Source organism: Streptomyces pseudovenezuelae, assembly GCF_001513955.1.
Taxonomy (GTDB): domain Bacteria; phylum Actinomycetota; class Actinomycetes; order Streptomycetales; family Streptomycetaceae; genus Streptomyces; species Streptomyces pseudovenezuelae.
The window spans coordinates 359,600-380,531 of the sequence record NZ_KQ948148.1; the positions used below are offsets into that span (position 1 = coordinate 359,600).

General features: G+C 70.5%; 18 protein-coding genes and 1 pseudogene. 10 read left to right on the forward strand and 9 right to left on the reverse strand.

Annotated elements, in window-relative coordinates; genetic code table 11:
* The first annotated feature begins 25 nt into the window (after window positions 1-25).
* Complete coding sequence (locus AQI94_RS22005) at window positions 26-1,711, forward strand: TIGR04141 family sporadically distributed protein (RefSeq protein WP_031057301.1); 1,686 nt, start codon at window positions 26-28, stop codon at window positions 1,709-1,711.
* 180 nt (window positions 1,712-1,891) lie between these two features.
* Here AQI94_RS22005 and AQI94_RS44050 read toward each other — a convergent pair.
* Window positions 1,892-2,053, reverse strand: a pseudogene (locus AQI94_RS44050) (class I tRNA ligase family protein); the annotation flags it as partial.
* A gap of 443 nt (window positions 2,054-2,496) precedes the next feature.
* Entirely contained in the window at window positions 2,497-3,024 is a 528-nt protein-coding gene (locus tag AQI94_RS22015) for a YbjN domain-containing protein (RefSeq protein ID WP_031057305.1), read from the reverse strand.
* 139 nt (window positions 3,025-3,163) lie between these two features.
* Here AQI94_RS22015 and AQI94_RS22020 point away from each other — a divergent pair, with 139 nt between their 5' ends.
* Window positions 3,164-3,655, forward strand: a complete 492-nt coding sequence (locus tag AQI94_RS22020) for a hypothetical protein (protein ID WP_031057308.1) — start codon at window positions 3,164-3,166, stop codon at window positions 3,653-3,655.
* Window positions 3,656-3,691: 36 nt separating this feature from the next.
* Here AQI94_RS22020 and clpB read toward each other — a convergent pair whose 3' ends face one another.
* Window positions 3,692-6,289 carry an ATP-dependent chaperone ClpB gene (gene clpB / locus AQI94_RS22025; RefSeq protein WP_062229892.1) on the reverse strand — a complete coding sequence of 866 codons (2,598 nt, stop codon included), beginning with the start codon at window positions 6,287-6,289 and terminating at the stop codon, window positions 3,692-3,694.
* Window positions 6,290-6,418: 129 nt separating this feature from the next.
* Here clpB and AQI94_RS46255 point away from each other — a divergent pair, with 129 nt between their 5' ends.
* Window positions 6,419-6,832 carry a pyridoxamine 5'-phosphate oxidase family protein gene (locus tag AQI94_RS46255; protein ID WP_031057315.1) on the forward strand — a complete coding sequence of 138 codons (414 nt, stop codon included), beginning with the start codon at window positions 6,419-6,421 and terminating at the stop codon, window positions 6,830-6,832.
* Window positions 6,833-6,960: 128 nt separating this feature from the next.
* On the opposite strand, the gene AQI94_RS22035 is transcribed toward AQI94_RS46255, so the two are convergent.
* Both AQI94_RS22035 and AQI94_RS44640 read right to left on the reverse strand, forming a co-directional pair.
* The gene (locus AQI94_RS22035) at window positions 6,961-7,296 is read right to left on the reverse strand and encodes a Rieske (2Fe-2S) protein (RefSeq protein WP_007383548.1); all 336 of its coding nucleotides are present in this window, start codon (window positions 7,294-7,296) and stop codon (window positions 6,961-6,963) included.
* A 1-nt stretch (window position 7,297) separates the two neighbouring features.
* On the reverse strand, window positions 7,298-7,483 hold the full coding sequence (locus AQI94_RS44640; RefSeq protein WP_158806423.1) for a hypothetical protein: 186 nt from the start codon (window positions 7,481-7,483) through the stop codon (window positions 7,298-7,300).
* A 104-nt stretch (window positions 7,484-7,587) separates the two neighbouring features.
* Between AQI94_RS44640 and AQI94_RS22040 the strand changes: the two genes are divergently transcribed.
* From AQI94_RS22040 to AQI94_RS22050, 3 genes are all read left to right on the forward strand, one after another.
* Window positions 7,588-8,628, forward strand: a complete 1,041-nt coding sequence (locus tag AQI94_RS22040; protein ID WP_031057318.1) for a hypothetical protein — start codon at window positions 7,588-7,590, stop codon at window positions 8,626-8,628.
* Window positions 8,629-8,794: 166 nt separating this feature from the next.
* Window positions 8,795-9,793: a helix-turn-helix transcriptional regulator gene (locus AQI94_RS22045; RefSeq protein WP_031057322.1), complete on the forward strand. Its 999-nt coding sequence runs from the start codon at window positions 8,795-8,797 to the stop codon at window positions 9,791-9,793.
* On the forward strand, window positions 9,790-10,782 hold the full coding sequence (locus tag AQI94_RS22050; RefSeq protein WP_031057324.1) for a helix-turn-helix transcriptional regulator: 993 nt from the start codon (window positions 9,790-9,792) through the stop codon (window positions 10,780-10,782). The genes AQI94_RS22045 and AQI94_RS22050 overlap by 4 nt, the downstream gene beginning before the upstream one ends.
* Here AQI94_RS22050 and AQI94_RS22055 read toward each other — a convergent pair.
* Complete coding sequence (locus AQI94_RS22055) at window positions 10,745-11,773, reverse strand: helix-turn-helix transcriptional regulator (protein ID WP_031057326.1); 1,029 nt, start codon at window positions 11,771-11,773, stop codon at window positions 10,745-10,747. The two genes, AQI94_RS22050 and AQI94_RS22055, sit on opposite strands and share 38 nt — an antisense overlap.
* 376 nt (window positions 11,774-12,149) lie before the next feature.
* Between AQI94_RS22055 and AQI94_RS22060 the strand changes: the two genes are divergently transcribed.
* The 3 genes from AQI94_RS22060 to AQI94_RS22070 are packed head-to-tail and all read left to right on the forward strand — an operon-like array spanning window position 12,150 to window position 15,467.
* Entirely contained in the window at window positions 12,150-13,694 is a 1,545-nt protein-coding gene (locus AQI94_RS22060; RefSeq protein ID WP_031057329.1) for a circularly permuted type 2 ATP-grasp protein, read from the forward strand.
* Window positions 13,691-14,623, forward strand: coding sequence for an alpha-E domain-containing protein (locus AQI94_RS22065; RefSeq protein ID WP_031057331.1), 933 nt, complete (start codon window positions 13,691-13,693; stop codon window positions 14,621-14,623). Before AQI94_RS22060 ends, AQI94_RS22065 begins: the two co-directional genes overlap by 4 nt.
* Before the next feature lies 1 nt (window position 14,624).
* Window positions 14,625-15,467: a transglutaminase family protein gene (locus AQI94_RS22070; protein ID WP_031057333.1), complete on the forward strand. Its 843-nt coding sequence runs from the start codon at window positions 14,625-14,627 to the stop codon at window positions 15,465-15,467.
* Window positions 15,468-15,512: 45 nt separating this feature from the next.
* Here AQI94_RS22070 and AQI94_RS22075 read toward each other — a convergent pair whose 3' ends face one another.
* Window positions 15,513-16,616, reverse strand: a complete 1,104-nt coding sequence (locus AQI94_RS22075; RefSeq protein ID WP_031057336.1) for a sugar ABC transporter substrate-binding protein — start codon at window positions 16,614-16,616, stop codon at window positions 15,513-15,515.
* A gap of 240 nt (window positions 16,617-16,856) precedes the next feature.
* Between AQI94_RS22075 and AQI94_RS22080 the strand changes: the two genes are divergently transcribed.
* Window positions 16,857-19,241 (forward strand): PA14 domain-containing protein, encoded by a 2,385-nt coding sequence (locus tag AQI94_RS22080; RefSeq protein ID WP_031057339.1) that lies wholly within the window; start codon window positions 16,857-16,859, stop codon window positions 19,239-19,241.
* Window positions 19,242-19,297: 56 nt separating this feature from the next.
* On the opposite strand, the gene AQI94_RS22085 is transcribed toward AQI94_RS22080, so the two are convergent.
* Complete coding sequence (locus AQI94_RS22085; RefSeq protein ID WP_031057343.1) at window positions 19,298-19,744, reverse strand: heat shock protein transcriptional repressor HspR; 447 nt, start codon at window positions 19,742-19,744, stop codon at window positions 19,298-19,300.
* A 6-nt stretch (window positions 19,745-19,750) separates the two neighbouring features.
* Complete coding sequence (gene dnaJ, locus AQI94_RS22090; RefSeq protein WP_031057345.1) at window positions 19,751-20,932, reverse strand: molecular chaperone DnaJ; 1,182 nt, start codon at window positions 20,930-20,932, stop codon at window positions 19,751-19,753.

Here is a 20,932-nt window from a genome sequence, read left to right on the forward strand (position 1 = left end):
ATAGAGCGGAACGAGGAGTAGCACCTTGACGGCCCGTACGTCCAAGCGAACCCTGTACCGACTCAGGGGGGTCCCTCCCACAGCCGACGCAATGTTCGACGCCCTGGACGCGGACCAGTTGGCGCGGGTCCACGCGGATTTCGACGTCCCCGAGAACCTCGGTGTACCAGCTGTCTTGGTCACCGGCAGCTTCCAGCAGCCCGTCGCGAGCTGGTGCGACGAGATCTTCTGTACGACGGGTATCGAGGTGTCACGGCCCGTCAACCGCTCGGCCGGCCTGCTGATGCTGGCCGTCGACGGTGAGGTGTACGCGATCGGTTACGACCAGGGGTTCCGCCTGGTGCCGGACCGCCTGAAGGACCACCGCTTCGGGCTGAGCTTCGCGTCTCGCCGGGTGGACCCCGCGAAGATCCGGGACCTGGTGTCGCACACTCCCGGCGGAGGGCGTACCGACATCACTCTGATCCCGAGCGGGGCCTCGGTGTGGAGCCTGGGAATCGTCGAGCACGCACGGATCGTGCGCCGCCTCGGCGGCCACCTGGACAACATCCCTCTCACCCTCTCCCGGGACAACCCGGGGAAGATCTCCAGTGCCGAGGGCGGCGCCGGCCTGTGCATGCGGCTCGGTGTGGAGGCCGCCGACCTGATCGCCGACATCCGTGCGATCGCCCGCGTCCTGCGTGAGGAGAAGCCGAGTCCGGAGCTGGAGTTCGTCGAACACGTCGTGCCCGTCGACGACCCCGGTCTTGTCACTCGCCTGGAGGCCATGCTCGACAACCTTCTGGGTCAGGAGCCCGACGGGAGAATCAGCGTCGCCGTCCCCGCCGACCGTTGGGACGACTACATGGCCGCCAGGGCGTTCCGGGCAAGGATCAACAGCGACTCGGCCGGCCGGTCGACCGACGACTTCGACCTTGAGTACGTCCTCTTCCGTGCACGCATCCAGCGTGCGGGCAGCCGCGTGGCCGCGCTCCGGGAAGGAACCGTCACCCTCTACCGGCACAACCGCGCCGACCGGGCCGACGAAATCTGGACGTCCAGCGCGCTCCGCTGGATCGAGACGGAAGTGTTTCTCGACTCCCGCCGGTTCTTCCTCATGGACGAGCACTGGTACGAGATCGACCAGGAGTACCTGAAGGCGATCCGCTCGCACGCCGAACGGTTGATCACCGACACCCCCTCCGTCGACCTGCCCCCGTGGGTCCTCGGGGAAAAGGAGCGCACCTACAACGCGTCCGTGCCGGACCAGCGGCCCGGGTACGTCTGCTTCGACCGCGACAACGTGCAGACCGCGCTGCACCGCGGGAACGGCGTGGAGATCTGCGACCTGCTGAGCCCCGACAACGCCCTGGTCATGGTGAAGCGCGCCAAGGGCTCCGACACGCTGAGCCATCTTTTCAGTCAGGCGCTCGTCGCCGTACAGACGCTGCGGAACTCCCCGGAGGGGAGGGAACGGTTCGCCGAGAAGGTGGCCGCCGCCCGGCAAGGGCAGGGTCTGCCTGAAGACTTCCGGCCTTCGAAGGTCGTCTTCGCCATCCTGCTGAAGGACGGCACCGACCTCACCGCCGACACTCTGTTCCCGTTCTCGCAGGTCACCCTGGTACAGACGGCCAGGATGCTCGAAACGTGGGGGGTGCGGGTTGAGGTGGTCGGGATCGCCTCCACTCCGCCGGCCGCCGCCCCGACGGAGGTCCGACGGTTGGCGGCCTAGCCGATGCGCACCGCCTCATTTTCCGGCGTTTGCCGTGAACCTCCTCGCCGGGCGTTTCCGCGTTGGCGACCAGAACAGCATCATGGGCATCGTCGGCCCCCTGCACGAGTACCGACCGGTGCCGCTGTCCGTCGGCCAGCCGGCGATCACGACGGACTCACGGCCGGTGAGCGTGGTTCACAGCGTCTGCGTCACGAACGGATCGATCGAGTGAAGCAGGCGCAGCGTCACGTCGAAGACCTCGCCCAGAACGCGTGCCGAGACCTTGGCCGCGTCGCCGCCGGCCATGAACGTCGTCTCGGACAGCTCGACGTACCAGTCGAAGGCCTCGTCCCACGCGAAGCCGGGGAGGCCGGCGGCGCTCGCCGAGCTGTCCCGGCCGGTCGCAAAACAGACCAGGGCCTTCGAACAGGCCGAAAAGTTACCCACAGGCTGTGGACGGCCGCCGCGAGACCGACTGGCGCGCCTTCCCGACGGCGCCGCCGCCGGCCGCCGTCCGCCGGTACGCGCTGTTGCCGGCCGACCGCGCCACGCTCCCCTGCTGGTCCACCGCGGGGTCCCGCTGCTGGTGGCGCTCAGCGGGTCGGGGTTCTTCGCGTCCAGGCCCCGTTCCGGCTGCCCGCCTTCCCACAATGACGCTGCCGCTCCCGACGCCGCCGCCACGGACGGCGAGAGCCCGGCCCCGGCACGCGGCCGTGGTGGCCGGTGCCCTGGCCGGGCTCTCGTCCGATTACGGCGCGTGTCCGGCCGTGATCGCCGGCACGCCCCGTCAGCGGGAGGAACTGCTACTCGTCGTCCTCGGGCTTCTCGGCGTCGTTGACCTCCTCCTCGAGGCCGAGCTGCTCGACGAGCCACTTGTCGAACTCGATGGCGGCGCGCACCCAGCTGACCGTGGAGGACACGAAGTGCTCCAGGGCGACGCCGGTGCCGATGAGCATCTGCGCCTCACCGATCAGACGGACGGTGCCGTCGTCGTGGGTGTGGCTGTAGACCTTGGGCCACAGGGTGCGCCGGTTCCAGTCGTCGATGGACTCCAGCAGCGTGGGCTTCTCGTCGATCTGGTGGGGCCGGTCGTAGAACGTCCGCACCGAGAAGACCTGCTGGTCGCCCTCGCCGCGGAACATGAAATACGTACGGAACTGCTCCCACGGCGCCGCGAGGTCACCCTCGTCGTCGACGACATACTTCAGCTCCATCTGGTCGAGGAGCTGCTTCACGAGATCCTGATCCGGGACGACGGGGCCCGCCGGTCCTTGGGGCTGCGGCTCGGGCTGGCCCCCGAAGTTCGGAATCGAGGACGGGTCGATGGTCACCGTGAATTTCCCTTCGTACGGATTCCGCCATCCTCCCCCATGCGGGGAGGGGGGTGGCAAGCCCAGACAGACCCTGTCCTCCCAGGGCTGACATGATCCGGTCAGCACTGCATGCAGGTGTCGAGGAAACGGGGAAGACATGACCGATACGCAGACCGGAACACCGGCGGAACCGACCGTGCCGGGCAGGACCAGATGGGGGGTGTTCGCGGCGATCCTGGCCGTGCCGACGCTGGTGGTGGCGGCCCTGATCGCGCTGCTGGTCGCCTGGCTGTTCACGGACGACTCGGTCGACACGGGCGAGCGGAAGGCCTCGTGCGCCGAGGCGTTCGCCTACGGCGGGGCGAAGCCCCCGACCGGGGCGCGCGACCTCGCATGCGTGCTGGAGGCCGCGCCGGAGCCCCGGTACGAGGCCCGCTTCCTGCTGCGAAGCGCCGAGGTGAACGCCTGGGTGGCGGCGAGCTACCCGGACGGGCCGGGACTGCGGAACGTGCAGTGCGACGGCGACCACGACGGTTACGCGTGCATGAACCGGGGCCCGGTCGCCGGGCAGAGCGCCTCCGTGCAACTGGAGATCGCCTACGACGGGCCGAAGTGGTCCGTGGTGCGGTTCGTGGCGTTCACGGAGTGACGAGGAGGCGCCGCCACCCCCTCGTCACCACCGCGCTCAGAGCGTCTTGCCGGTCGCCGGGCCCACGATCAGACCGTCGCCGAAGGCGTCCACCCGGACCGTGTCGCCGTCCTTGACCTCGCCGGACAGGATCTCCTTGGCGAGCCGGTCGCCGATCGCGGTCTGGACGAGGCGGCGCAGCGGGCGGGCCCCGTAGGCCGGGTCCATGCCCTCGACGGCGAGCCAGTCCAGGGCCGCGTCGGTGATCTCCAGGGTGAGCCGGCGCTCGGCGAGCCGCTTCGCGAGCCGGTCGATCTGGAGGCGGGCGATCCGGCCGAGCTCGTCCTTGCTGAGGGCGGAGAAGACGACCAGGTCGTCGAGCCGGTTGAGGAACTCCGGCTTGAAGGAGGCCCGGACCACCTCCAGGACCTGTTCCTTCTTCTCCGTCTCGCTGGTGATCGGGTCGACCAGGAACTGGCTGCCCAGGTTGGACGTCAGCACCAGGATCGTGTTGCGGAAGTCGACCGTGCGGCCCTGACCGTCCGTCAGGCGCCCGTCGTCCAGCACCTGGAGCAGGATGTCGAAGACCTCCGGGTGCGCCTTCTCCACCTCGTCGAGCAGCACCACGCTGTACGGCCGCCTGCGCACCGCCTCGGTGAGCTGGCCGCCCTCCTCGTAGCCGACGTAGCCGGGAGGCGCGCCGACGAGCCGGGAGACGCTGTGCTTCTCGCCGTACTCCGACATGTCGATGCGGACCATCGCCCGCTCGTCGTCGAAGAGGAAGTCGGCCAGGGCCTTGGCGAGTTCCGTCTTGCCGACGCCGGTGGGGCCGAGGAAGAGGAAGGAGCCGGTGGGCCGGTCGGGGTCGGCGATCCCGGCCCGGGTGCGCCGTACGGCGTCGGAGACGGCCTGCACGGCCTCGCTCTGCCCGATCAGGCGCTTGCCCAACTCCTCCTCCATGCGCAGGAGTTTCTGGGTCTCGCCCTCCAGGAGGCGGCCGGCCGGGATGCCGGTCCAGGCGGCGACGGTGTCGGCGATGTCGTCGGCGCCGACCTCCTCCTTGACCATGGTGTCCTTGGCGGCCTCTTCCTCGGCCTCCGAGGCGGCCTCCAGGTCCCGTTCCAGGGTGGGGATCTCGCCGTAGAGCAGCTTGCTGGCGGTGTCGAAGTCGCCGTCGCGCTGGGCGCGTTCGGCCTGACCGCGCAACTCGTCCAGCTTCTCCTTCAGTTCACCGACCCGGTTGAGGGACTGCTTCTCCTTCTCCCAGCGGGCGGTCAGGCCCCGCAGCTCCTCCTCCTTGTCGGCGAGGTCGCGGCGCAGCCGCTCCAGGCGCTCGCGGGAGGCCGGGTCGGTCTCCTTGACCAGCGCGAGCTCCTCCATCTTCAACCGGTCGACCCCGCGCTGGAGTTCGTCGATCTCGACGGGCGAGGAGTCGATCTCCATCCGCAGCCGGGAGGCCGCCTCGTCGACGAGGTCGATGGCCTTGTCGGGCAGGAAGCGGGAGGTGATGTACCGGTCGGAGAGGGTGGCGGCCGCGACCAGCGCGCTGTCGGCGATCTGGACCTTGTGGTGGGCCTCGTAGCGGCCCTTGAGGCCGCGCAGGATGGCGATGGTGTCCTCGACGGTGGGCTCGGCGACCAGCACCTGCTGGAAGCGGCGCTCCAGGGCGGGGTCCTTCTCGATCCGCTCCCGGTACTCGTCGAGGGTGGTGGCACCGACCATCCGCAGCTCACCGCGGGCCAGCATCGGCTTCAGCATGTTGCCGGCGTCCATCGAGGAGTCCCCGCCGGCGCCCGCGCCCACGACCGTGTGCAGCTCGTCGATGAAGGTGATGATCTGCCCGTCGGAGTCCTTGATCTCCGCGAGGACGGTCTTGAGCCGCTCCTCGAACTCACCCCGGTACTTGGCACCGGCGACCATGGCCCCGAGGTCGAGCGCGACGAGCCGCTTGTCCTTGAGCGACTCGGGCACGTCCCCCTTGACGATCCGCTGGGCGAGCCCCTCGACGACGGCGGTCTTGCCGACGCCGGGCTCGCCGATGAGGACGGGGTTGTTCTTCGTACGGCGGCTCAGCACCTGCACGACCCGGCGGATCTCCTGGTCGCGGCCGATGACGGGGTCGAGCTTGCCGTCGCGTGCGGCGGCCGTGAAGTCGGTCCCGAACTTCTCCAGGGCCTTGTACTGCCCCTCGGGGTCGGCGGTGGTCACCCTGCGCCCTCCTCTGGCCTTCTGGAAGGCGTCGATCAGCTTCTTAGGGGTGGCGCCCTGCTGGGTCAGCACCTCGGCGGCCGGTCCGCCCTTGGCGGCGATGCCGACGAGCAGGTGCTCGGTGGAGAGGTACTCGTCGCCGAGGTCCTTGGCGCGGGCCTGCGCGTCGGCGATGACGGCCAGCAGGTCGCGGTTGGGCTGCGGGGGCGCCACGGTGGACCCGGCCACGCTGGGCAGCGAGCCGAGCACCTTCTCGGCCCCGGCCCGCACGGCGGCCTGGTCGGCGTCGACGGCCGCCAGCAGGTCGGTGATGTTCTCGTTGTCCTGCCCCTGGAGCAGAGCGAGGAGCAGGTGGGCGGGGGTGAGGTCCGGATGTCCCTCGGTCACGGCCCGATTGCCGGCCGCGTTGATCGCGTCCCGGCTCCGGTTGGTCAGCTCGGCATCCACGTGTCCGTACTCCTCCTCGGTGTCAGCTCCTGTACCGACTCCTGTGCTGACTCAGTCAGCGTACACAAAGTTGAGTCTATTCCACTCAAGGCGGCCCACGGGAGGGATGAGGGGACTAGCTTTCCCGGCATGACCTCCTACGCCCAGGATCCGGGTGCCCCGGACCCGTCGTTCCTCAGCTTCTGGCGCGAACGGCATCTGTGCACGCTCACGACACCACGCCCGGACGGGAGCCCGCACGTGGTGCCCGTCGGGGTGACCTACGACCCGGAGGCCCGGCTCGCCCGGGTGATCACGAGCCGGACCAGCGCGAAGGCACGGCACGTGCTGGCGGCCGGGGAGGACGGGGTCGCGGTGGCGGTGTGCCAGGTGGACGGACGGCGGTGGGCCACGCTGGAAGGGCGGGCGCACGTCCGCACGGAGCCGGAACGGGTGGCGGAGGCGGTGCGGCGGTACGCCGAGCGCTACGAGCGCACTCCGGCGCCGAACCCGCTGCGCGTGGTCATCGAGATCTCGCTCACGGGAGCGATGGGCCATTTTTGAGCCATGGCCTGATCACCCGATACCGTGAAATGTCGCCCAAAACTGCAGCGGCGTCACCGTGTTCAGGTCACGGTGACGCCGCTGCGGGGGGAAGCACCTGCGCGATCTGTTACGACGGGGGAATCGCGTCAGGCACTGCGGGGGGTGGCTGAGATGGTCCGCGGGGTGGGGGTTTCCGGTTCCACCAGCCGATGGTCTCGTTGGTCCAGGTTCACAAAGATCATTCCGTACCGGACGGCACACCGAACGGGCTGCGGCGCCCCCCGAGGCCGCCGCAGACACCGGTACGCCCGCACGTCCTCGTCCTCGTCCCGCGTGACGACCACCGGTTCGCCGAAGACGGTCACCATCAACGAGTCACCGGAGTGGGGGATCGCGGTGACGAGGTCGATGAAGTGCCAGCCGGAGCGGTAGGCGGTGGCCATTTCTCTGCGGAAGGAGCGGTCGTCGGGTGGAGTAGTCATGTCAGTCCCAGACCGTGTCCGCCGGGAATGCCTGCGCCTCGTCACCGGCGACCACGGTGTGTGTGGTCTCGGTGGCACCCACTCCATGAACGTCGCTCTTCGCACCGGAGAGGCCGGCGATCGCGCCGAGCGCCACAACGGCGGAGAAGGCGGCGACAAGCACCGAGCGAAGCATTCTGTTACGCATAGTCGGCTTCGTCCTCACTTGAAGGTCCCCTTTTCCCCCGTCGAGTAAGACGATGGCTCATTCGGGCACGTCATGGCCACACGAACGGTGCATCATGTTCCTGCATGTTCAGGACCCTGGGGGGTGGAAATTTGGTATCGAATGGGACTAAGGCGACACATCCCCATGCGGTGACCGAGTTGTGTGAGGAAGGTGGCCGTCTTTACGCCAACGCTCTGCGGACAGGACGCGTCTCCCGCGCGGACGTGGAGTCGGTTCCCTGTCTGCTGGAGTTCGCCCTTCTGCACCCCGACCCGGACGACGCGAACTGGATGCTTCCGGTTCCGCCGTCGGTCGCGCTCGCCCAGCGGCTCAACCCGCTGGAGCACGAGATCACCGAGCGCAGACGCATGTCGATCGAGCTGGCCGACGCCTTCGAGCCGTTCATGGCGCTGAGCGCCCAGCAGGTGGCACCGGCGCACTCGATCACGGTCCTGGAGGGGCTCGACCGGATCAACACGGCGCTCGACCTCGCGACGTCCCAGTGCCAGTCCGAGGTGCTCACGGTCCAGCCGAGCCGGGGCCAGCGTCCCGAGAACCGGCTGATCGAGGGGCTGGAGCGCGACCGGACCCTCATCGAACGGGGCGTCCGGATCCGCACCCTCTACCAGCACGTCGCCCGGTACAGCCCCGAGCGGCTGGCCTACATGGAGCAGTTCGCCGACGGCAAGGTGGAGTACCGCACCATCGACGAGTTGGTGGAACGGCTCATCATCTGCGACGAGACCGTGGCCTTCATCCCGGTCCGGGACGACCGGCAGGTCGCCCTGGAGCTGCGGCACCCGGGCCTCGTCGGCTATCTGGTCAAGGTCTTCGAGTTCATGTGGAGCCGGGCGGTCCCGCTCAGCGCGGGCGCTCCCTACGAGACCGCGCCGGACGGCATCACGGACATCCAGCACTCCATCGCCAAACTCCTCGTCGAGGGGCACGTCGACGAGGCGATCGCCCGCCGCCTGGGCATGAACGTCCGTACCTGCCGCGCCCACATCGCCAAGCTCGCGACCGTCCTGGGCAGCGGCAGCCGCGCCCAACTCGGCTTCCTCATCGCGCAGTCGGGAATCCTCGACCAGGGCAAGCCGGCGACGGAGGGGGACGGCCCTCCGTGACCGGGGCTCACACGCACGGAACGGGGCAACGGCGCGAGACGGGCCCGCCCCCCTGCACCCGTGCGCAGCGCGGCGGCCCTGTCCGCCCCCTCGGCAGTGAGAGCCGCGCCCGCCCCGGCCGTCTCCTCGCGGTGTCAAAAATCCCCGAGCAGGAGGGAGTGACCGAGTGAGCACGGTGCCCCATCCCGAGCACGGCGTGGAGAACCTGTGCGTCGCGGGGACGGAGCTGTACGCGCGCGCCCTGCGCGAGGGGTACGTGCTCGCCGTGGACGCCGGCGAAGCGCCCTGTCTGCTCGACTTCGGGCTCCTGCATCCCGCCGTCACGGACCCGGAGCGGCTGGAACCGGTCGCCCCCGCCGTCGCCCTGCACCGCATGCTGCGGATCGCGGAGGAGCGCATCGCGGACGAACGGCGGCGCGAGGCCCGGCTGACCGAGACGTTCGAGCCCCTGATGCGCATCGACGGCGGTCTCACGGGCGCCGAGGACTCCTCGTCGATCAGTGTCCTCAGCGGTCTCGACCTGATCAGCCGGGTCATCGGCCAGGCCGTGGCCGCCGGTTCCGAACTGCTGGCCGTCCAGCCGAACACCAGCGACCGGCACGCCCCGCAGCCCCCGCCCGTGCATGTCGAGGCCTTCGACCGCGACCAGGCCCTGCTCGACCGCGGCGGCCGTATCCGCACCCTCTACCAGCACACGCTCCGCCACGCGCCGAGCATCGTGGCCCGCTACGAGCGTCTGAGCGGCGATGTGGAGGCCCGCAGCCTGGACGAGGTGACGGAGCGTCTGATCATCGTGGACCGGACGGTGGCCTTCATCCCCGCCAACAAGGACCGCACCCTCGCCCTGGAGATCCGCCACCCCGCCCTGGTCGCCTTCTTCGTCACCGCCTTCGACCGGCTGTGGCGGCTGGCCACGCCGATGTACCCGGAGGCGGTGCAGCAGCCCACGCGCAACGGCATCACCCCGCGCCAACGGGCCATAGCCGCCCTCCTCGTCGAGGGCCACACCGACGCCGTCATCGCCGACCGCCTCGGCATGAACATCCGCACCGCCCGCGTCCACATCGCCAAACTCGCCGCCACCCTCGGCAGCGAGAGCCGCGCCCAGCTCGGTTACCTCATCGGGCAGTCCGGCATTCTCGGCCAGGAGGACACGGGCGAGTGAGCACGGCGGCGGTCCACCGGGAGCACGGTCCGCAGGACCCGTGCCCGGAAGGCATCGAGCTCTACGCGCGCGCCCTGCGCGAGGGCGGCATCGACCGCCGGGACGCCTCGCCCGTGCCCTGTCTCGTCGACACCGGACTGCTGCGGCCCGGTACCCGGGACGCCGCCCGGCTGGAACCGGTACCGCCCGCGCTCGCCCTGCACCGCATGCTCCGCGCCACCACGGACCGCGCGGCGCACGAGCGGCGGCGCGAGGAGCGGCTGGCCGAGGCGTTCGCGCCGCTCCAGCGGATCGACGGGCGCGGCGCGGCGGTCGCGGAGAACCCGGCGATCAGAGTCGTCAGCGGTACCGGCCCCATCAACGAGGCCATCACCGAGGCGATGGCCGGCGTCGCGCACGAACTGCTGTGCGTGCAGCCCAACGTCCACTACAACGACAGCCGGGGCGCGGCCGCCCAGGTCGTGGCGATGGGCCGGGACCAGGCGCTGCTCGACCGCGGCGCCCGTATCCGCACCCTGTACCAGCACACCCAGCGCCACATGCCGCTGGTCCTCGCCCGTTACGAACAGCTGCGCGGGGACGCCGAGGCGCGCTCCCTGGACGAGGTCACCGACCGGCTCATCGTCGCCGACCGGACGGTGGCGTTCATCCCCGCCGACGAGGACGGCACGGTCGCGCTGGAGGTGCGGCACCCGGCCCTGGTCGAGTTCCTGGGCACCACCTTCTACCGGCTGTGGTGGCAGGCCACGCCCATGTATCCGCAGACCGTCCACCGGCCGAGCCTGAACGGCATCACGCCCCGCCAACGGGCCATCGCCGGACTGCTCGTGGAGGGGCACACCGACGCCGTCATCGCCGACCGGCTCGGCATGAACATCCGCACCGCCCGCGTCCACATCGCCAAACTCGCCACCACCCTCGGCAGCGAGAGCCGCGCCCAGCTGGGCTACCTCATCGGACGGTCCGGGATTCTTGACCGGGGAGCGTGATCGAGGAGACGGCCGTCGGGCCGTCCAGGCCCACCTGCGCTATCCGGACGCCCAGTTGCGTACGACTGGCCGCCCCGAGCGTCTCCGACAGCCGCGCGATGTGGGCCCGGCAGGTGCGCACGCTGATCCCCAGCCGTTCCGCGATCACCGCGTCCTGGTGGCCCTCGGCCAGCAGGGCGGCGATGGACTGCTCGCGGTGGGAGATGCCCTCGATGCCGGTGTCGGGCAGCGGGGCGGTGAGGGGGATCGCCAGGCGCCACAGCCGCTCGAAGACCGTCACCAGGTACTCCACCAGCGCCGGGTGCCGTAGTTCCAGGGCGAGGGTGCGGTCGGCGTTCGCGGGGATGAAGGCCACCGTGCGGTCGAAGAGGATCAGCCGGTCGATGACCTCGTCCAGGGTGCGCGCCTGGACCGTGCCGCCCATCAACTCCAGGTAGTTCAGGAGCCCTTGGCCGTGCCGGGCGACATGGGTGTACAGGTCCCGCATCCGCACGCCCCGGCCGCGCAGGGCCAGCGCCCGGTGCAGGCCCTCGGTCAGCTCGTGCTCGGGGCGGATGCCGCCGGGCTGGACCGTGAGCACCTCCGTCGTGCAGGCCTCGGTCGCCTCGTCCATCGCGGCCTGGATCCGGGAGAGACCGTCGAGGACCCGGATCGCGGTCCCCTCACCGGCGCCCGGCACCACACTGGGCCCGAGTCCCGCGTACCGCTCCACGGCCGCGACCGCCGCCCCCACCCGCCGCTGGCTCGCGCTGACCTCGTCGTGGACCTCGCGCAGCAGCCGGGTCATGACCTCCTGCGGGGCGGTCGGCACCAGCCAGTCCATGTCGTCGGGGTCCGGGTGCAGCAGGGCCAGTTCCAGCAGGCAGGGCACGGGCTCGGCATCGACGCGCGGCACCCGGCCGCGCCGTACGGCCCGGGAGTACACCCGGTCCCCGGCCTCGCACAGCCGGTCAGCGCCGTGTGGATGGTCGTCCGCCCCGTAGCCGGCCATTGCCCATCCCACCCCCGGTTCCAGCGTCTACCGCCCTCTTGTCCTGTTCCCCATCGGAGCGTCGAAGCCCCCTCGGCTCCGCAACTATGCGCGGCCCGGACCGGCTCCGCAACACGGCTCCGCACGCCAGGGGCGGGGAAATCGGCGGGTATGCGCCGTTGTCGACGGCCCTCCGTCCGCCTGCCTGCACCAAGCCGACGGCGGTGCGATCACCCTCAGGAGTGCATCGCGCAGCCGCACACCCCCGGGTGCCGGTGATCCCGCCGGCACCCGCCGCCCGGCCGGGCCACCGGATACGGAACAACCGGCTCCGCGCGTCAACTCCCGGAAACCGCGCAGTGATCACCCCGTTACGTCCCGCATTTAACGTCAGCCCATGGCGGACATATTTGACGCATACGCGTTGGCCGACGCGTGGGACGAGATGTTCGAGCGGCCGGGCGAGGTCAGGACCGCCTACGAGCCGGTGCTGGCCGCGCTGCAGCCGATCGAACCGAGTGAACTCCGGTTCCGGGCCGACCAGATGGCCCGGGCGTTCACCGACCGGGGCGTGACCTACGCCTTCGCCGGCGAGGAGCGGCCCTGGCCGCTGGACCTCGTGCCCAGGATCCTCGACGCCCTCGAATGGGATCTCGTACAGCGCGGGGTGAGCCAGCGGGTCAGGGCACTGGAGGCCTATCTCGCCGACGCCTACGGGCCCGCCCGCGCCTTCGAGGACGGTGTGGTGCCCTGGCGGCTGCTGCTGAACTCCCCGCACTTCCACCGGGCCGCGCACGGGCTGGAGCCCGTCAACAACGTGAGAATCCATGTCGCCGGCATCGACCTCGTACGGGACGAGCAGGGCGCCTTCCGGGTCCTGGAGGACAACGTCCGGGTTCCCAGCGGCGTGTCGTACGTCATCGAGAACCGGCGCGCCATGACCCGCGTGTTCCCCTCCCTCTTCGACGGGCAGCACGTGCTCCCCGTCGACGGTTACACGCAGAAGCTGCTCGCCGCCCTGCGCGCGGCCGCGCCCGACGGCGTCCAGGACCCCCGGGTCGTGGTCCTCACCCCCGGCCCCAGCAACGCCGCCTACTTCGAACACGCCCTGCTGGCACGGCTGATGGGCGTGCAGCTGGTCGAGGGGCACGACCTGGTGTGCCGGGGCAACCGGGTGTGGATGCGCACGACCCGCGGAGAGGTGCCGGTCCATGTCGTATACCGGCGCCTGGACGACGACTTCCTCGACCCGCTCCACTTCCGCCCGGACTCGGTGATCGGCTGCCCGGGCATCCTCGGCGCGGCCATGGCGGGCCATGTCACCCTCGCCAACGCGGTCGGCAACGGCATCGCGGACGACAAGCTGCTCTACACCTACGTCCCGGACCTGATCCGCTACTACCTCTGCGAAGAACCGATTCTCCCCAATGTGGAGTCCTTCCGGCCCGACGAACCCGGCCAGCTCCAGGCCGTTCTCGACCAGATCGACCAGCTGGTCGTGAAGCCGGTCGACGGGGCCGGCGGCCAGGGCATCGTCATCGGTCCCAAGGCGGACCGCGAGACCCTGGAGAGAACCCGCGAGGCGGTCCGGCGCGACCCCCGGGGCTTCATCGCCCAGCGCCCCGTCGCCCTGTCCACCTCCCCCACCCTCGCGGGTGAACGCATGGCGCCCCGCCACATCGACCTGCGCCCCTTCGCCGTCAACGACGGCACCGACGTGTGGGTCCTGCCCGGCGGCCTGACCCGGGTCGCCCTCCAGGAGGGCAATCTGATCGTCAACTCCAGCCAGGGCGGCGGCTCCAAGGACACCTGGGTGCTCGCCGAGGGCCCCGCGGAACCGCCCACACCCGCGGACAGCGCTGCCCACCTGGACATCGCTCCCCGCCAGCACGGTCCCGACGGCTCCCCCACCGTCGTACAGGAAGGGGCTCAGCAGCAGTGAACGACGTGATCCTCTCCCGGATAGCCGAGGCACTGACCTGGACCGGCCGTTACGTCGAGCGGGCGGACAACACCGGCCGGATCCTCGACGCCTACCTCCACCGGATGCTGGAGGACCCGTGGCGCGACGAGAACGTGGCCTGCCGGTCGCTGTACGCGATCCTCGGCGTGGACGCGGGCGGCAGCCGGGTCGACATGCAGCAGGTCCTCGACCAGCTCGCCTTCGACGCCCGCTCGACCTGTTCCATCGAGGGGGCGCTCGGCGCGGCCCGGCTGAACGCCCGCAGCGCCCGTGAGGCCGTCTCCTCGGAGATGTGGGAGTGCCTGAACTCCACCTGGCACGCGCTGGCCGACCAACGGCTCGCAGCCCGCCGTACGGGCCCCTACGCCTATCTGGAACTCGTACGGCGGCGCGCGGCCCTCTTCTTCGGGCTCGCCGACTCCACCATGAGCCGTGACGACAGCTGGCGCTTCGTGGTCCTGGGCCGGAGCCTGGAGCGGGTGGACATGACCGTGCGGCTGCTGTCGGTGCGGGTCCTGGACGCCGCCCACGCGCCCGACTGGCCGACCCTGCTGAGCGCCTCGGGCGCCGACGAGGCGTACGCGCGCCTGTACGGCGGTTTCGGTGACACCCCGCGGGTGGCCGAGTTCCTGCTCCTGGACCGGGACTTCCCGCGCTCGGCGCTGCACGCGCTGACGACGGCGGAGGAGTGCCTGACCGCGCTCGGCCGGCCCCGCCAGGACCCCGCGCGCCGCCCGATCGGCCGGATGCGCACCCGGCTGGAGTACCTCGACCTGCACGCCCTGGAGGAACAGCTCCCGCTGCTGCTCAGGGATCTGCAGACCGCCTGCATGGCCTCCGCGGAAGCGGTGGCGGAGCGGTTCTTCCCCTACCAGGGGCCCGTCGAGTGGGCCCAGGAAGGAGCGTGAGATGACTCGCAGGCTCCGCATCAAGCACGTCACGCAGGTCGCGTACGCCCAGCCCGCGGCCTCGTCCCACAACGAGGTCCGCATGACCCCGCTGACCCTGCCCGCCCAGACCACGCTGGACGCCCGGGTCACCGTCAGCCCGGCGACGCCCACCTGGTCGTACTGGGACTACTGGGGCACCCAGGTCACCGGCTTCGACCTGATGGACCCGCACGGCCATCTCACCATCACGGCCTCCAGCCTGGTCGAGACGCACCCCGCGGGCCCGCTTCCCGAGCCGCCCGGCTGGGCCGGGCTCGCCGAACAGAGCGCGAACTCACGCCTGTTGGAATTCCTCGACCCCACGGTCCGTACGACCGTCCCCGCCGGGCTGGTCGACCGGGCACGCGAGGTCTCGGCCGGACTCGACGTCCACGCGACGGCGGTCGCCGTGTCCGCCCTCGTCGCCGACCGGGTCTCCTACCTGCCCGGCACCACGGGCGTGAACACCTCCGCCACCGAGGCCTGGGAGCAGGGCGCCGGTGTCTGCCAGGACATCGCCCATGTCACCCTCGCGCTGCTGCGGGGCGTGGGCCTGCCGACGCGGTACGTCTCCGGCTATCTGCATCCCGAGCGGGACGCGGAACTGCACCGGCCGGTCGCGGGGCAGAGCCACGCCTGGGTCGAGTACTGGGCCGGCGAATGGTGCGGCTACGACCCGACCAACCGGGTCCGGGCCGACGAGTCCCACGTGGTGGTGGGCCGGGGCCGGGACTACGACGACGTGACCCCGCACAAGGGGATCTACCGGGGCGTCCCGGCAGGGCCGCCGGAGGTCACGGTGGAGTTCACGCGGGTGGCGTGAACGGCGGGCGGGGCCGCGATGCTCCGCGGCCCCGCCCGCCGGCGGTCACTGCAGGCCCGCCGCCGCGCAGGCGCTCTTGTAGTCCGAGGTGCAGATGTCCTTGACGGTGTAGATGCCGTCCTTGACGACCGTGCTCTTGATGTTGTCCCTCGTCAGCGCGACGACCTGGACGAGCTGGGCCGGGATGTCCTTGTTCGTCGGGCTGTCCACGCTGTCCGTGGCGAGGGCGTCGAACTGGATGCCCTTGCCCTGGATCTTCGTCACGGCCATCTCGGCGGCGGCCTCGGCCTCGTCCGGGTACGGCTTGTAGACGCTCATGTACTGCTCGCCCGCGACGATCCGCTGCACCGCGGACAGTTCCGCGTCCTGGCCCGTGATCGGCGGGAGCTTGGTCATGCCCGCGTCCTCCATCGCCTGGATGGCCGCGCCGGCCATGGCGTCGTTGGCGGAGTACACGGCCTTGATGTTGCCCTTGCCGATCGCGCTGACCGCCTCGGCCATGTTCTTCTGCGCGATCTCCGGCTTCCAGCCGTCGACGTCGTAGGTCTTGGCGATCGTCACCTTGCCGTTGAGCTCGGACATCGCGCCCGCCTTGAACTGCCCGGCGTTCGGGTCGGACGGCGAGCCGTTGATCATCACGATCTTGTCGGAGGTGTCGATGCCCGAGCCGAGCGCCTCCAGGAGGGAGCGGCCCTGCACCTCGCCGACCAGCTCGTTGTCGAAGGAGACGTATCCGTCGATCGGGCCCTCGGCGAGCCGGTCGTAGGCGATGACCGGGATGCCCGCGTCCTTGGCCTTCTCCACCATGCCGGCGATGGCGTGCGAGTCCACCGCGTCCAGCAGGATGACGTCGACCTTCTGGTCGATCATCTGCTGCATCTGCGTGGCCTGCTTCTTGGCGCTGGCCTCGCCGTTGGCGTAGACGGTCTTGCCCTGCTTGCCGGTGAGCTCGGAGACCTTCTTCTTGATGATCGGGTAGTCGAACTCCTCGTAGCGGGTGTTCGTCTTCTCCGGCATCAGCACACCCACGGTGATGTCGTTGCCCTTGGTCGGACTCGCCTCGCTCCCGCTCGCGGCGCCGAGCGCGCCGCAGGCGGCCAGCGAGAAGGTCATCGTGGACGCGGCCACGGCTATGGCGATACGACGCATGGGGCTGCTCACTTCTGGTGCTTTCCGGACGCGGGCGCGGCATTGCGGCCCATGTGACTGAAAAGCCAACGCGGGGCCGCCCACCGACGTCAAGCGGAATCACTTAACGAGTGCGCAACGCCACTCTCCGCCGATGGTGTGAAGACTTGGCGCGAACACTAGTACAACCAACTTCACACCTCGCGAGTCGTGATCACAGCAGCCGCACAACTGCTGTTCCTTACTCGACCAGAGGACCGAATGAAGTCAGCCAGACGGACGACCGCCGCCGCAGTCGTCCTCGCCACCGCAGGCACCCTGTTCACCGCGGGCGCGGCACCCGCCTCCGCGGCCGTGAACTGCGCCTCCCCCGTGTTCAAGCGGCAGTTCTACGCGAACACGAGCCTGTCCGGCACCCCGAAGAAGACCGACTGCGACAACGCGATCGACCAGTCCTGGAGCGGCGCCCCCGTCTCCGGCCTTCCGAAGGACAACTTCGCGGTCCGCTGGACCGTGACCCGCGACTTCGGCTCCGGCGGCCCCTTCGCGCTCAACGCCTCGGGGCTCGACGGCATCCGCGTCTACGTCGACGGCGTACGCAGGATCGACCTCTGGAAGAACGTCTCGACCACGGTCGCGAAGGCCGCCGCCGTCACCGTCCCGTCCGGCACCCACACCCTGCGCGTCGACTACGTGAACTGGACCGGCGCCGCCAAGGTCAAGGTCGGCTACGCGCCCCGGACCTCCGCCGACGTCGACAAGGTCAAGCCGCTCACGCCGACGGGCACTTCGGTGTCGTACGACCGGAGCACCCGCAGGGCCAAGGTCGTCTGGTCGAGGAACAAGGAGATGGACCTCGCCGGGTACCAGGTCTACCGGCGGCTCAAGGGCACCTCGTACGGCACCAAGCCGCTCACCACGACCACCTCGACCTCGTACACCGACACCCCGCCGCCCACCGGCGCCACGTACTACTACGAGGTCCGCGCCCGCGACAAGGCCGGCAACACCTCCGGCGGCACCGCCGACCAGCCCGTCACCACCGTGGACACGACTCCGCCCGCGGCGCCGTTCCTGGAGATGGACGCGTGCCCGGCGGGCCAGCCCTACGCGGCCCCCGAGCTCGTGACCACCGCGGAGAACGCGGCCGACATCGCCCTCTACGAGATGCAGCGGCTCAACCCGGCCACCAACAGCTGGGTGACCGTGTACACCGGCGCCAAGGGCGCGATCTGCGACACGGGGCAGATCGCCGACGGCAGCAAGGTCACCTATCGCGGCCGGGCCCGGGACGCCGTCGGGAACTGGTCCGCGTACTCGGCTGCCACCACCTTCACCACGTTCGACCTGACACCGCCCGCCACCGCCGCCGACGCGCGCGTCGAGTACCGGTCGGGCGTTCCGCACGTGGTGTGGTCGGCCGTCGACGGGGCCGCACGGTACGAGGTCCTCCAGTACGACCAGGCGACGGGCGGCTGGCTCGACGCGCTGCCCGGTACGGCCGGCACCACCACGCAGACCGATGTCGTACCGCGCCAACTGGTTGCCGTCGCCGACTCCTACCGGTACGCGGTGCGCGCCCAGGACACCAGGGGCAACGCCTCCGCGCCGGTGGAGGCCGTCCTGGACATGGCGGACCGGCCGGAGGCGATCGCCCCGTACGAGACCACCGCCACCCGCTCCGCCGGGGGCGTGTACGTCTCCTGGGCCAGTGCCGACCCGTGGGCCCACGACAGCGCCCCGCTGCTCACCTACCGGATCGAGCGGACCGACCCGGCGACCGGTGAGACCGTCGTCGTGGACAAGTGCGGGCCGGACAGCGCGGATCCGTCGGTGGACTGGTGGTGGGCGGGTGACGACGCTCCCTCCTACGCCGGGCGCAAGGTCCTGCGCGGCACCTGCCAGGACGTCTCCGGAGCCTCCGAGACGACGTACGAGTACCGGGTCGTCACCGTCGACCCGTACGGACACGCCTCTCGGCCCGGTCCGGCGGCCACCGCGACGACCCCGGACACCAAGCGTCCGGACCCGGTGGAGAACCTGACCGCCGAGCAGGTCCCGCTCGGTGTACGCCTGACCTGGACCCCGCCCGCCGACGACGACGTCTTCACGTACTACGTGTGGCAGGGCGTCACCGACCCGGAGTCCGGCGAGACGCGCTGGAAGCGGAACTGCTGGAGGGGGGAGTCCCTTGCCGAGACCGAGATCCTCTGCCCGACCGTCGCGGACGGCGCGACCCACGTCTACCGGGTGGCCGCCGTCGACGCCCTCTGGGACGAGGGGCCGGACTTCTTCCACACGGCCGACGTCTCCGTGACCCTGCCCGACGCCCGGCCGCCCGGCTGGACCGGCACCGAGATCGTCGAGGACAGCTACCCGGACCTGTACGTCGGCTGCTCCGAGAGCTCCGGCCTCGGGGACTGCGCCCGGTTCACGGGCTACCGCGTGGAGCGCTGGGACCCGGCGACGAGTGCCTACGTCACGCTGGCCGAGGGGGCGACGGACAACACCCACTCCTTCATGGACACGACCGTCCACGAGGACCGGCTGGCCCTGTACTACTACCGCGTCGTCCTCCTGGACTCCGCGGGCACCGAGACCGTGGCCCGGTCCCCGGCGTACGGCATCTGGGAGTACGAGTTCTGAACCGGAACACAGGGAAGGGGCCCGGAGATCTCTCCGGGCCCCTTCTCCATGCCTGCCTAGTCCTTGGCCTTCTTCGGCCGCCACACCACCAGCGCGCTGGTCTGCTGGACCTCCTGGTACGGCACCAGGTCACGGCGGTACGACGCGTGCACCGCCGCCTCACGCTGCTGCATGGCCGCCGCGGCGCCCTCGACGGCCGCCTGCAGCTCGACCACCCGGGACTGCAGCGCCGCGACCTGGTTCTCCAGCTCGATGATGCGCTTGATGCCGGCGAGGTTGATGCCCTCGTCCTGCGACAACTGCTGGACGGTGCGCAGCAGTTCGATGTCGCGGGCCGAGTAGCGCCGGCCCCGGCCCGCGGTGCGGTCCGGGGACACCAGGCCCAGACGGTCATACTGGCGCAGTGTCTGCGGGTGCAGGCCGGAGAGCTGGGCCGCCACCGAGATGACGTAGACCGGGGTTTCCTCGGTCAGTTCATACGGATTGCGTCGACGACCGTCCATCTCGAATCATGCTCCCTTCGCGGCCTGGAACAGCTCCGCCCGTGGGTCCTCACCCACGGTCGCCTCGCGATACGCCTCCAGCGCGTCACGAGCCTTCCCCGACAGCTCGGTCGGGACACTCACCTCGACGGTGACCAGCAGGTCGCCCCGGGTGCCGTCCTTGCGGACCGCGCCCTTGCCCCGCGCCCGCATGGTGCGGCCGTTGGGCGTGCCCGGGGGCAGTTTCAGCGTCACGGCCGGGCCGCCCAGCGTCGGCACCCTGACCTCGCCGCCGAGCGCCGCCTCCGAGAAGGTCACCGGGACCGTCACCGTGAGGTTGTCGCCCTTGCGGCCGAAGACGGGGTGCGTCGCGACATGCACGGTGACGTACAGGTCGCCCGCTGGGCCGCCGCGTTCACCGGGCGCCCCCTTCCCGCGCAGCCGGATCCGCTGCCCGTCGGAGACGCCCGCCGGGATGCGGACCTGCATGGTGCGGGAGGACTTGGCCCGCCCGGAGCCCTTGCAGATCTCGCAGGGGTTCTCCGCGATCAGGCCGCGGCCCTTGCAGTCGGGGCAGGGGTCCGTGAGGGAGAACCCTCCGCCGGAGCCCCTCGCCACCTGGCCGGTGCCCACGCAGGTCGGGCACACGCGCGGGTTGCCGTTGGCGTCGCCGGTGCCCGAGCAGGCCTTGCAGGGGGCCTGCGAGGACATCCGGAGCGGGACCGTCGCCCCCTCGATCGCCTCGGTGAAGCTGAGGGTGACCTCGGTGTCGATGTCCTGCCCGCGCCGGGGCTGGACGCGCGTGGTGCCGGAGCTGCCCCGGTTGAACAGGCCCCCGAAGACGTCTCCGAGTCCGCCGCCGAAGCCGCCGGCACCCTGGCCCTGTCCCTGGGCGCCGCCTCCGAAGAGGTCGCCCAGGTCGAAGTTGAAGGAGCCGCCCGCGCCGCCCGGCCCCGGGCGGAAGCCGCCGTTGCCGAACAGGGCGCGGGCCTCGTCGTACTCCTTGCGCTTCTTGGGGTCACCGAGGACGTCGTTCGCCTCGGAGATCTCCTTGAAGCGCTCCTCGGCCTTGGTGTTGCCCTTGTTGGCGTCCGGGTGGAACTCGCGGGCGAGCTTGCGGTACGCCTTCTTGATCTCGGCCTCGGTGGCGTCCTTGGGGACGCCGAGGACCTTGTAGTAATCCTTCTCGATGAAGTCCTTGGTGCTCAT